Here is an 11,150-nt window from a genome sequence, read left to right as displayed (position 1 = left end):
CGCCCGGCCGAAAACTCGGCAGCGTGATGATGTTGCAAGTACAATATCGCTCGATGAAAGCCCGCTCTTATCTGATCCTGATGGCCGCTGCCATCCTGGTGCCCGTCGTCCTGGTGGCCTCGGTGGGCCTGTCCAGGCTTTTGCAATCGGAGCGCGAATCGCGCGTACGCAGCGTGCAGGAGACCGGGCGTGCCGGCGCGCTGGTGATCGACCGCGAGATCGCGGTGGCCGAAGCCTCGCTGCGCGGCATCGTCAATTCGGAAGCGCTGCGCCGCGACGATTTCGCCCAGCTGCACCGCGAGGCCACCGCGATGGACCGCAGCACGCCCTGGTCCTGGACCCTGCTGTCCGACTATGACGGCACGCCGCTGTTCAACACCCGGATCGCCTGGGGCGAAGCGCTGCCCGCCTACAAGGCTCGCTGGGTGTCCGAACTCTACGAGAGCCAGAAGACGCGCGTGTCCGGCTACTTCATCGGCATCCTGGCGCGCCGCCCGACGATCTCGGTCGACGTCCCGGTGCCGCGCGGGCTGGGCAAACGCTACGTGGTCAGCCAGATCTTCGACGCTGCTTATTTTGGCCGCGTCTTCGCCGACCAGGCCATGGGCCGCGACTGGGTGATCTCGATCTTCGATGCGAATGGCATCGCGATTGCCCGCAACCGCAATGCCGAAGAACTGGTCGGCAAGCCGGTGCGGCCAGAGCTGTACCAGGCTTCGCGGCGCCAGCCGAGCGGCGTGCTGCGCCACATCACCCACGACGGCATCGACGTCTACAGCGTGTATACCCGCGCGCCGCTGAGCGGGTGGACGCTGGCGATCGGCGTGCCGGCGCCCGAAATCGAAGGCAAGGCGCGCAGCGCCACCCTGTACGCGGCGCTGGCGCTGCTGGGCGTCCTTGGCCTGGCGATCGGGATTGCCGTGTTCCTGGCGAAGCGTCTCTCGGTGTCGCTGGACCAGGCCCGCTTGTCGGCCCTGGCACTGGCCAGCGGCGCCGAGCCGCCGCCGTCCACGACCCGGGTCGCGGAGGTCGACATGCTGCTCGACAGCCTGCGCCTGACCCATGCCGACCTGACGCGCGAGCGCGCCGCGCGCCAGCGCCTGCAGGACGAGCGCGAGGCCCTGCTGCGCAGCGAACAGGATGCGCGGCGCCAGGCCGAGGGGCAGAGCCAGGCCAAGGATAGCTTCCTCGCCATGCTCAGCCACGAGCTGCGCAATCCGCTGGCGGCCATCGCCGGCGCACTGCAGGTGCTCGACCTGGCGGGTGTGAAGCCCGAGCTGGCGGCGCACGCGCGCGACATCGGACGGCGCCAGGTGCGTCACCTGACCCGCATCGTCGACGACCTGCTGGACGTGCGCCGCATCCTGTCCGGCAAGGTCAAGCTGCAACGCACCCCAATCGACGCCTGCGCCCTGCTGCGCCAGTGCTGCGAGACGCGGCGCCTGGCCGACGCCGGCCAGCACGCCTGGCAGGTCGAGGTCGGCACCTTCCGGATCGAGGCCGACGCCACCCGTCTGGAACAGATCTTCGACAACCTGCTGCACAATGCGATCAAGTACACGCCGCAGGGCGGCAGCATCGCCGTGCGCGCCCACGCGACCGATACCGAAGCCGTGATCGAAGTGGCGGACACCGGGGTCGGCATCGATGCCGCGACGCTGCCCATGATCTTCGACGCGCTGGTGCAGGGCCCGACCGGGATCGACCGCGCGCAAGGCGGCCTGGGACTGGGGCTGGCGCTGGTGCGCGAGCTGACGATCCTGCATGGCGGCAGTGTCGAGGCGCATAGCGAGGGCGCTGGTAAGGGTTGTGTGTTCACGCTGCGCCTGCCGCTGGCGGGTAGCCCGGCGAATAGCGTCATTCCCGCGCAGGCGGGAATCCAAGTGTAATGTCGGGCAGTATGAACATGACGGCTGTGTCAGCTTATTGAAAACGCCCACTGCAAGGATTCTTTCAAACCAGGCAGCGACGACCGTGCACTATAAACTGGCGCTACCGGGTCGAAATCGGCCTGTTGATATCCTGGCCCGCCGGGACGGAGATCCCATTATCAGTATTTCCAGTCGCGGGGACCCGGCTATCGTGCTACCCCCTAATCAACACCCGAATTTTCGCTCCCTGCCTCACCCGGTACTTGACCGGTGATTGACGCTCAATTTGGATTCCCGCCTGCGCGGGAATGACAAATCAGATCCACCAGCACCGCCGGCGCCTCCTCGATATCCAGCACCATCCCCTCCTCATCCGGCTGCAGCGGCTCGAGGTCGCGCAGCTGGCTGTCCAGCAGCGACAGCGGCATGAAATGCCCCGGCCGCGCTGCCATGCGGGCCGCCAGCGTCGCGCGCGTGCCGCTCAGGTGCACGAAGCTGAGTGCGCAGCCGGACGAGCGCAGGATGTCGCGGTAGGCGTGCTTTAGCGCCGAGCAGGACAGCACCACCCCGTGGCCCGCCTCGCAGGCACGCGCCAGTTCGGCGGCCAGCCGGCGCAGCCAGCCTTCGCGGTCGGCATCATCGAGCGCGATCCCGGCCGCCATCTTGCGCACGTTGGCAGGCGGGTGGAAGCGGTCGCCCTCGATGAATTCCAGGCCGAGTGCCTGCGCCAGGCGCGCGCCGATCTCGCTCTTGCCGCAGCCGCTCACGCCCATCACGACCCAGGCCCTCATGTGCTCTCGCGCTCGCGCAGGGTGAAGCCGAGGTCGATGCGGCGCGCCTTCGGCAGCTTGCCGGCGATGGTGTCGAGCAGCAGCGAGGCCGCCTGGTAGCCGACCTGGTAGCGCGGGGTGTCGACCGTGGTCAGCGAAGGCACCATCAGGCTCGATGCCGGCAGGTCGTTGAAGCCCGCCACCGCGATCCTGCCCGGCACCGGGATGCCGGCCCGTTGGCAGTGGAAGATGGCGCCGTGCGCGAGGTCGTCGTTGCAGAAGAAGACCGCGTCGCAGTCGGGCAAGCCGGCCAGCACGCGCTGCATCAGTGCCGCGCCCAGCGCCACGGTCGAGGGTTCGGGCGTCATGATCTCCAGGCGGGCGTCGAACAGGCCAGCCTCCTGCATGGCCTGGCGCCAGCCGTCGGCGCGGCGCAGCGTGCGCTCGTCGAGCTGGGCGCCGACGAAGGCGATGCGGCGGTAGCCCTTGGCGAGCAGGTGGCGCGTCAGGGCCATGCCTGCCTCGGACTGGGAAAAGCCGACCGACAGCGTGTCCGGCGATGCCGCCAGGTCCATCATCGCCACCACCGGCACCGACAGCGTCTCGAGCATGCTGCGCACACCTGCGCTGTGACTGAGGCCGGGCAGCAGGATGCCGTCCGGGTCCGACTGCAGGTAGGTGCGCAGCAGCTTCTCTTCTTCGGCGTCCGAGTAGTGCGTGATGCCGATCAGGAGCTGGTACTGGCTGGCGTCGACCGCATCCTGGATCCCGTCCAGCACCGCGGTGAAGACGGCGTTCGACAGCGAGGGCACCAGTGCCACGATCACGCGCGAGCGGTTCGAGGCCAGCGCGCGTGCGGCCCGGTTCGGCACATAGCCCAGCGCCTGCACGGCCTGCTCGACCCTGGCGCGGGTCGCTTCCGTCACCAGCTCCGGCTGGCTAAGGGTGCGCGAGGCGGTCATCGTCGACACGCCCGCCGCCTGCGCAACCTCGCCCAGCGTCGCCCGTCCCGTCCCCCGTCCCCTGCCCGTACCGCTTCTGCTCATCGATTTTTCTCCCCCGGATTGCGCCATACGCTATCTATTTTATCAATGCGCTGTCCGAGTGCTCCTACATTGCCTCTTCCTCTTTTCCGATTGTCCCGCCCTGTGAGGGGATTAACATGAAGTTTTCGTCAGGGACAAGGAGGGACGGATGCCAAGTAACCAGGAATACAAAGGCAAAGGTATGAAGGGCCGCAACTATGACGAATTGAGCGGCGTCGGCACCAGCAGCGCCGGCAAGACCGGTACCACTGGCAACCTCAACGACGGCGGCCGCGATGGCGGCATTGGAACGCCCGATCTCGCCGACTCGGGCAATCTGCAATCGGCGAACGCCGGCCAGCCGGGCGGCACCCCTGCCCAGGGTAACTCCCAGCGCGGTCAGGCAAATGCAGTGAACAATGCGGGTAACAGTCAGCAAGGAGGACAGGAAAATCTGCAACAGGGCAAGCAAACGAAGTAAGGTTTCCTTCCAATAGCGGCGGGTGCAAGGCCCGCCGCGCCCAGATTTTGAACTGTCGCATTTACGCCGCGATTGGTGGATGTTTCCGTACGGAATGTTTATACTCCGGTGGCTTGTCTTTACCCGGCATGCATTCCCTGACAGGACCCTCCATGAACGCGCCGGCCCCGCCCTCCCTTTCACTCGTGCTCGACCCGCAGCTGCTGGAAGAGCTGAAACGCTCGCGCGAGCGCATGAGCGCCATGCTGGAGAACATCGGCGATGCTTTCTTCGCGGTCGACCACGACTGGCGCGTCATCTACGCCAACGGCAAAGCCGCCAATTTCGTCGGGGTCGACCTCGGCAACACCTTCGGCAAATCCCTGCTGGACGTGGCGCCGCAACTCGAAGGCACGCTCGCTCTCGAGCATTACCGGATGGCGATGGGCTCAGGGCAGCCGTCCGTGTTCGAGGCCTGCTGGACGCCCACCGGCGCCTGGTACGAGGCGCGCGCCTACCCGACCGCCGACGGCCTCTCGGTCTACTTCCACGACATTACCGAGAAGCGCAAGGCCGAACAGGCGCTGCGCAAGAGCGAGCAGCGCTTTCGCAACCTGTTCCAGGAAGCCGGCGACAGCATCCTGATCGTCGACCGCGAACTGCGCATCGTCGCCGCCAACGGCCGCGCCTGCGCCAACTTCGGCTACCGCCAGGACGAGCTGGTCGGCATGTCGGCGCACGCGGTCGACAGCAACTTCCACTACGGCTCGCAGCTGCTGGAGACGCTGCGCCAGGGCCGGACCCACCTGCTGCGCATCGTCAAGCGCCGCAAGGACGGCAGCACCTTCCCGGCCGAAGTCCATGTCTCGCGCTTCGAGGACAACGGCCAGGAATTCTTCCAGGCGATTGTGCGCGACCTGACCGAGCGCGAACACGCCGAGCGCCAGCTGCGCGAAAGCGAGCGGCGCTTCCGCGAAGTCATCGAGATGACCCCCGCCGGCTATGTGCTGGCGAGCGCGGACGGCCTGATCCTCGATGTCAATCCGGCCCTGTGCACGCTCTCCGGCCACGCCCGCGATGCGCTGGTCGGCTCGCGCCTGGCACGGCTGTTCGCGGTCTTCCCCTGGGACCGCCTGGAAGCGGGTCAGCTCTGCTGCACGTCGGTACAGGGCGCCGAGGCCGTGGTGCGCCACGCCGAGGGCCACCTGCTGCACGTGCTGTTCAACGGCGCGGTCTGTGTCGGCGCCGACGGCAAAGTGGAGTCGATCACCGGCCTGATGACCGACATCACCGGCCGCAAGCAGGCCGAGAGCCGGCTGCAGGAGCTGGCCACCCACGACACCCTGACCGGATTGCCGAACCGCGCCCTGCTGCACGAGCGCCTGCAGCGCATGCTCGACGACTGCGCGCCGGACCGTGTGGTAGCGGTGATGTTCCTCGACCTCGACCGCTTCAAGGAGGTCAACGATTCCTTCGGCCACGAGCACGGCGACCTGCTGCTGTGCGAAGTCGCGGCGCGCCTGCGCAAGGTGCTGCGCCCAAGCGACGTGGTGGCGCGCCTGGGCGGCGACGAATTCGTGGTCGCCGCCGAGTGCGGCGGCAGCGCCGGCGGACCGGGCGCGGCGGCGGCCATCGCCGCCAAGCTGCTGGAAGTGCTGACGCTGCCGGTCACGGTCGGTGCACAGGACGTGGTGGTCGGCGCCTCGATCGGCATCAGCATGTACCCGATTGATGCCGCCACGCGCGAGCTGCTGTTCCAGACCGCCGATACCGCGATGTACCGTGCCAAGGCAGAAGGCCGCAACCGCTACCGCTTCTTCGAGGCGGAGATGACGGTGGCGGCGCGCGCCCGCATGGCGCTCGAGCTGTCGCTGCGGCCGGCGCTGGCGCGCGAAGAGTTCGAGCTGCACTACCAGCCGCGCGTCGATCTGCGCAGCATGGCGGTGGTCGGCATGGAGGCGCTGATCCGCTGGCGCCATCCGCAGCAGGGCATGGTGCCGCCGCAGCAGTTCATCGGCATCGCCGAGGAGACCGGCCTGATCGTGCCGATCGGACGCTGGGTGCTGCGCGAAGCCTGCCGCCAGACGCGCCGCCTGATCGACGAATTCGGGCGGCCGATCCGGGTCTCTGTCAACGTCTCGGCGCGCCAGCTGGCCCAGCCGGCCTTCGCGGCCGAGGTGCGCGAGGCGCTGGCCGACACCGGGCTGGCGCCCAGCGCGCTGGAGCTCGAGCTGACCGAGAGCGCCCTGATCGAAGACCTCGAGCGCACCGCCGCCATGCTGGGCGAGCTGCAGGCGCTGGGCGTGAAGCTGGCCGTCGACGATTTCGGCACCGGCTACTCGGGCCTGGCCTACCTGCGCCGCCTGCCGATCGATGTGCTCAAGCTGGACCGCTCCTTCGTGCTGCAGGACGACGGCCGCATCAGCGCCTTCGACTTCGTGAAGGCCTTCGTCGACATGGCGCATGCGCTGCAATTGTCGGTGGTGGCGGAAGGCGTGGAGACGGTCGAGGTGCTGGATTTCCTGCGCGCGGCTTCCTGCGACGAGGCGCAGGGCTATCTGCTGGGGCGGCCGCTGCCGCTGGCCGGGCTGCGCAGCTTACTGGGCGGCTGACCAGAACGAGGCAGACTTATGGTCGGCCTTCCGGTCGGCTTGGTCGCCGGCCTCCTGCTCGACCGGGTCCGCCACCAGCAGCGCCAGCCTGCCCTCCAGGGCCTCGAAGCGCAGCGGCAGCTCCAGCTTGCAGACTTCGCCATCGGCCGCCACCTTGATCTTGCGCCGGCCCGACAACACCGGCGCGCGCACCGTCATGTTGCGGAAGTCGAAGGCGGTCACGTCCTCGGCCTCGCCCAGGCGCCCGAACGCGCCGCGCAGCAGCAATCCGAGCATGCGCAGTTTGCCGACCGGCCGCGGTGCGATCGCCGCCAGCCTGCCTTCCTCGACCGCGTGGTCGAGCGGCTGCATGCCGACCTGCTCCATCTGCAGGCGGTTGTTCCCGACGAACAGCGTGGGCGTGCGCAGGCGGTGGACCTTGCCGTCCAGTTCGAGTTCGATGCGCAGGTTGCGGTGCCGGCCCAGCGCGGTCTTGAGCGCCGACAGCAGCGCCACCACGCGGCTGCGGCCGTACTGCTGCTTGTCGTGCTCGCGCTCTTCCAGCAGGCGCGGATACAGGCCGACGCTGGCATTGACCAGGAAACTGCGGTTGTTGACCCTGCCGATCTGCACGTGGCGCACGCGGGCGCGCAGCAGCGCATGCACGGCCTCGCGCAGGTCTTCGGGAATGCCGTGGGTACGGCCGAAATAATTGAAGGTCCCCTGCGGCAGCACGCCGAACACGCAGCCGTGGCGCACGGCCTCGTGGGCGACCGCGTTCAGGGTGCCGTCGCCGCCGGCCGCGACCAGGATCGCGCCATCCTTTGCGGCGCGCGCGGCCACTTCGGCGGCGGTAGCGGGCATGCGCGCGCCTTCGCGCACCACCTCGATCTCGCAGCGGCGACCGGCGCTCTCCAGCACCTCGCGTATGGTGCTGCAGCGTAGCTCGGTATCGGTACGGCCCGAGCCGGCGTTCAGTACCACGTAGAACGGCGCGTCGGGCCGGGGATCCTGCATGACCATCGTGCTCCCTCTCTGCTTGACATCGTCTTGACAGAATAGCAGCTTTGGCCAAAACGCCGCTCCCGGCTGGCGCGGCGCCCGCGGGTGCGGCTTACTTGCTTACTTCGTGACGGCGATCTGGGTGCGATGGCCGCCCTTGAAGGTGTACAGGGTGATGGTGCCGTCCCGGATGTCGCCGCGCGGGTCGAAGGCGATGTTGCCGGTCACGCCCTTGTAGCGGATCTTCGCCAGCTCAGGCAGGTATTTGGCGGGCGCGGCGCTGCCGGCCTTGTTCATCGCCTCGGCCAGCAGTAGCGTCGCGTCGTACGAGTATGGCGCGATGATCTGGACGTCAATACCGAAACGCTTGCGGTAGGCCGCGCGGAAGTTGTCCATGCCGGCCTTGCCGGACGCCTCGACGCCGCCGGCTTCCGCGCACACGACCTGGCCGTCGGCCATGGTGCCGCCCGAGAGCTTGTGCATTTCGTCGGAGCAGATGCCGTCGCCGCCCATCATCTTGACGTTCAGGCCGAGCTGCTTCATCTGGCGCAGCATCGGGCCGGCCACCGCGTTCATCCCGCCGAAGAACACCAGGTCGGGATTGCTGGCGCGGATGCGGGTCAGGATCGCCGAGAAATCGGTCGCCTTGTCGTTGGTGAACTCCTTCGCCACCACGTTGACCTTTTGCTGGCGCAGGCCGTTGACGAACTCGCTCACCAGGCCCTGGCCGTAGGCGGTACGGTCGTCGATCACGGCGACGCGCTTGGCGCCCATGGTCTTGACGGCGTAGCGGCCCAGCGCCTGGCCGAGCTGGATGTCGTTGGCGACCACGCGGAAGGTCGTGTTGAAGCCCTGCTTGGTGTACGCCGGATTGGTCGACGACGCGGTGATCTGCGGAATACCGGCATCGTAATAGATCTTCGAGGCCGGGATGGTGGTCCCCGAGGTCTCGTGGCCGATCACGCCGTTGACCTTGGCGTCGGCGAGTTTTTGCGCGGCGGCGGTCGCCTGCTTCGGTTCACCGGCGTCGTCTTCCGGCGCCAGCACCCATTTCACCGTGCGGCCGGCGATCGTCGCGCCGCGCGCGTTGAGCGCCTCGATCGCCATGCGCACGCCGTTTTCGCTGTCCTTGCCGAAGTGCGCCACCGGTCCGGTCATGGCTGCAACGTGGCCGATACGGACGACTTCCTGACCCATCGCCAGGCCAGCGGCCGACAAAGTGGCAAGGGCAAACACAGTCTTCTTCATTCCATCCTCGTATATACAGGTAATTCTTTATATCAAAAACGATATGTTACAGCGGATAATTGTGTCCATCAAGTATTCCTGAGTAGCAATTCACTTTTCGGGCACAATGGGCGCCATGCACGATCCTGCGTCCCTCCCCCGCCTGCCGCCGCTGTCCGCCGGAACCCTGCTGCGCGCCCTGTTCAAGTGCCCCAGTACGGCGGATGCGCGGGCACCGCTGGCCACCCGCTTCCTGCTGTCCAGCCTGGACGCCGGGCACGTGGCGCGTTACCGGGCTGCGCTCGGCTTCGGCGGCACCCACGTCCCGCTCACCTATTACTACCTGCTGGCCCAGCGCGCCCACCTGGCGACCATGCTCGACGCCGCCTTCCCATTCCGGCTCGTGGGCGCGATCCACGTCGACAACCTGCTGCGGGCCGGCGCCCAGCCGGCGACCGGGCGCTCGCTGGTGCTGGCAAGCACGGTCGGGATCGCGCCGCCCGCGGCGAACGGCGCCGTGCAGGCGTCGCTGGACACGGAAGCGTCCCAGGACGGCCAGCTGGTGTTCGCCTGCCGCAGTACCTACCTGGTGGTACGTGGGCGGCGTGGCGGCGGTCCGCGCCCGCCTGCCGCGCCGGCACCTGACCTGGCGCCGCTCGCCAGCTGGCAGCTTGCGAACGCCAGCGGCCGCGCCTACGCCGCGCTGTCCGGCGACTGGAACCCGATCCACCTGTGGCCATGGTCGGCGCGCCTGATGGGCTTGCGGGCGCCGATCACCCACGGCATGCACACGCTGGGCCGGACCTGCGCCGAGCTGGAGCGTGCCGGCGGGCGCCCCTTGCGCCTGCTGGACGGCCGTTTTCGCGCGCCTGTCGAACTAGGCGCGGCCGTGCGGCTGGCGGCCGACCTCGCACAGGGGTGCTATACGGTTGAAGCCGCCGGTCGCGCCGCCGTCGAGGGCCGGTTTGATTTTGATGCAGCTCAAGTCATGCAAGGCGCATATTCGCGATCCTGAATGCGCCGCCAGGGGGCCGCCATCCATGGAGGAGCGGCCATGTACAAACGCATCCTGATACCCAGCGACGGTTCCGAAGCCTCGTAGCGCGCCATCCTGGCCGGGGTCGATTTCGCCCGCGAGCTGGGCGCCGAGGTCGTCGGCCTGACCGTCACGCCCGCGTTCCACGTGCTGAGCACCGACAGTGAGATGCTCGAAGACACGCCCGAACAATTCACCGCCAACAGTGCGGCGCGCGCCGGCCGCATCCTCGCCGACGTCGAGAACGCGGCACGCGAGGCCGGCGTTCCCTACCGGGGCAAGCACGTCGTCGACGACGATCCTTACGCTGCCATCGTCGCCACCGCCCAGCGCCTGGGCTGCGACCTGATCACGATGGCCTCGCATGGCCGCCGCGGCCTGAAGGGCCTGCTGCTCGGCAGCGAGACGCAGAAAGTGCTGGTGCACAGCACGGTCCCGGTGCTGGTGCACCGCTGAAGCCGCGCGCTATCCGACATGTACCAGCGCATCCTGGTCCCCAGCGACGGCACCGAGTTGTGCAGCCCGGCCCTCGCCACTGCCATCGATCTGGCGCAGGCGGGCGGCGGCACCATCGTCGGCCTGCATGTCGGCCCACCCGCGCGTCTCGGCCCGCTGACCGAGGAAGACCCGGTGCGCGCCGCCTGGCTCAGCGAACGCGAACAGACCGGGACCGAGGCCCTGGCCTGGATCGCACGCCGCGCCGCCGAAGCCGGCGTACCCTGTGAAACCATCCTGGTGCATCACGAGAGCCCGGCCGCCGCCATCGTCGGCACGGCGCGCGACCGCCTGTGCGACCTGATCGTGATGGCATCGCACGGGCATGGGCGCCTGCGCCGGCGCTTGCTCGGGAGTGAGGTGCAGAAGGTGCTTGAGACTTGTGCGATACCGGTGCTGGTGGTGCGTGGGCCTTCCAACGGCGGGGCTTAAGCGACGGTTTGATTGAAGAGCGTGTCAGGTCGATTTGGATTCTCGAATTCAACTTGAATAGTCGAGCCAGTGGGCAAAGGCTTTTTGCCTGCAAGGGTCAAGGCAAAGATCGCAGTTGGCTCATGCTGTGCGATTAAAACCATCGCAACCTCCGACGTAAAGAATTCGGACGCAGTTGGTTTAGACGGGCCAAAAGGAAGTATTTTCTCAAGTGATTTCATAATTGCGCCTCTCTTGGGTC

Annotated in this window: 11 protein-coding genes; 6 read left to right on the top strand and 5 right to left on the bottom strand. The window is 67.7% G+C overall.

Going from position 1 to position 11,150, the window contains the following annotated elements; genetic code table 11:
• Positions 1 to 53: 53 nt before the first annotated feature.
• Positions 54 to 1,889 (top strand): sensor histidine kinase, encoded by a 1,836-nt coding sequence (locus NX782_RS07790; RefSeq protein WP_258844876.1) that lies wholly within the window; start codon positions 54 to 56, stop codon positions 1,887 to 1,889.
• A 263-nt stretch (positions 1,890 to 2,152) separates the two neighbouring features.
• Here the strand turns inward: NX782_RS07790 and NX782_RS07785 are convergent, their stop codons facing one another.
• Positions 2,153 to 2,662: a gluconokinase gene (locus tag NX782_RS07785; protein ID WP_258844875.1), complete on the bottom strand. Its 510-nt coding sequence runs from the start codon at positions 2,660 to 2,662 to the stop codon at positions 2,153 to 2,155.
• Positions 2,659 to 3,687 (bottom strand): HTH-type transcriptional regulator GntR, encoded by a 1,029-nt coding sequence (gntR, locus tag NX782_RS07780; protein ID WP_258844874.1) that lies wholly within the window; start codon positions 3,685 to 3,687, stop codon positions 2,659 to 2,661. The genes NX782_RS07785 and gntR overlap by 4 nt, the downstream gene beginning before the upstream one ends.
• 148 nt (positions 3,688 to 3,835) lie before the next feature.
• Here gntR and NX782_RS07775 point away from each other — a divergent pair, with 148 nt between their 5' ends.
• Together NX782_RS07775 and NX782_RS07770 are read left to right on the top strand one after the other, a co-directional pair.
• The gene (locus tag NX782_RS07775) at positions 3,836 to 4,147 is read left to right on the top strand and encodes a hypothetical protein (protein WP_258844873.1); all 312 of its coding nucleotides are present in this window, start codon (positions 3,836 to 3,838) and stop codon (positions 4,145 to 4,147) included.
• 152 nt (positions 4,148 to 4,299) lie between these two features.
• Positions 4,300 to 6,738 carry a sensor domain-containing protein gene (locus tag NX782_RS07770; protein ID WP_258844872.1) on the top strand — a complete coding sequence of 813 codons (2,439 nt, stop codon included), beginning with the start codon at positions 4,300 to 4,302 and terminating at the stop codon, positions 6,736 to 6,738.
• On the opposite strand, the gene NX782_RS07765 is transcribed toward NX782_RS07770, so the two are convergent.
• Complete coding sequence (locus NX782_RS07765) at positions 6,724 to 7,734, bottom strand: diacylglycerol/lipid kinase family protein (RefSeq protein ID WP_258844871.1); 1,011 nt, start codon at positions 7,732 to 7,734, stop codon at positions 6,724 to 6,726. The two genes, NX782_RS07770 and NX782_RS07765, sit on opposite strands and share 15 nt — an antisense overlap.
• A 105-nt stretch (positions 7,735 to 7,839) precedes the next feature.
• Positions 7,840 to 8,967 carry a branched-chain amino acid ABC transporter substrate-binding protein gene (locus NX782_RS07760; RefSeq protein WP_258844870.1) on the bottom strand — a complete coding sequence of 376 codons (1,128 nt, stop codon included), beginning with the start codon at positions 8,965 to 8,967 and terminating at the stop codon, positions 7,840 to 7,842.
• A gap of 115 nt (positions 8,968 to 9,082) precedes the next feature.
• Between NX782_RS07760 and NX782_RS07755 the strand changes: the two genes are divergently transcribed.
• From NX782_RS07755 to NX782_RS07745, 3 genes are all read left to right on the top strand, one after another.
• Entirely contained in the window at positions 9,083 to 9,961 is an 879-nt protein-coding gene (locus NX782_RS07755; protein ID WP_258844869.1) for a MaoC/PaaZ C-terminal domain-containing protein, read from the top strand.
• A 93-nt stretch (positions 9,962 to 10,054) separates the two neighbouring features.
• Positions 10,055 to 10,438, top strand: a complete 384-nt coding sequence (locus tag NX782_RS07750) for a universal stress protein (protein ID WP_370661775.1) — start codon at positions 10,055 to 10,057, stop codon at positions 10,436 to 10,438.
• Between the two features lie 18 nt (positions 10,439 to 10,456).
• Positions 10,457 to 10,909 (top strand): universal stress protein, encoded by a 453-nt coding sequence (locus NX782_RS07745; protein ID WP_258844868.1) that lies wholly within the window; start codon positions 10,457 to 10,459, stop codon positions 10,907 to 10,909.
• On the opposite strand, the gene NX782_RS07740 is transcribed toward NX782_RS07745, so the two are convergent.
• The coding region (locus NX782_RS07740) for a hypothetical protein (RefSeq protein ID WP_258844867.1) at positions 10,906 to 11,150 on the bottom strand (245 nt) is incomplete at its 5' end. The genes NX782_RS07745 and NX782_RS07740 overlap by 4 nt on opposite strands.

The sequence above is a fragment of the Massilia norwichensis genome (genome assembly GCF_024753245.1).
In the GTDB taxonomy this organism is placed as follows: domain Bacteria; phylum Pseudomonadota; class Gammaproteobacteria; order Burkholderiales; family Burkholderiaceae_D; genus Telluria; species Telluria norwichensis.
Note: the sequence above shows the minus strand (reverse complement) of the source record. Positions and strands in the feature narration are given on the sequence as shown.

What these genes read in the sequence shown, in the direction of transcription:
- NX782_RS07790 (WP_258844876.1), top strand. Translation starts at nt 54, where the DNA reads ATGAAAGCCCGCTCTTATCTGATCCTGATGGCCGCTGCCATCCTGGTG.
- NX782_RS07785 (WP_258844875.1), bottom strand. Translation starts at nt 2,662, where the DNA reads ATGAGGGCCTGGGTCGTGATGGGCGTGAGCGGCTGCGGCAAGAGCGAG.
- gntR (WP_258844874.1), bottom strand. Translation starts at nt 3,687, where the DNA reads ATGAGCAGAAGCGGTACGGGCAGGGGACGGGGGACGGGACGGGCGACG.
- NX782_RS07775 (WP_258844873.1), top strand. Translation starts at nt 3,836, where the DNA reads ATGCCAAGTAACCAGGAATACAAAGGCAAAGGTATGAAGGGCCGCAAC.
- NX782_RS07770 (WP_258844872.1), top strand. Translation starts at nt 4,300, where the DNA reads ATGAACGCGCCGGCCCCGCCCTCCCTTTCACTCGTGCTCGACCCGCAG.
- NX782_RS07765 (WP_258844871.1), bottom strand. Translation starts at nt 7,734, where the DNA reads ATGCAGGATCCCCGGCCCGACGCGCCGTTCTACGTGGTACTGAACGCC.
- NX782_RS07760 (WP_258844870.1), bottom strand. Translation starts at nt 8,967, where the DNA reads ATGAAGAAGACTGTGTTTGCCCTTGCCACTTTGTCGGCCGCTGGCCTG.
- NX782_RS07755 (WP_258844869.1), top strand. Translation starts at nt 9,083, where the DNA reads ATGCACGATCCTGCGTCCCTCCCCCGCCTGCCGCCGCTGTCCGCCGGA.
- NX782_RS07745 (WP_258844868.1), top strand. Translation starts at nt 10,457, where the DNA reads ATGTACCAGCGCATCCTGGTCCCCAGCGACGGCACCGAGTTGTGCAGC.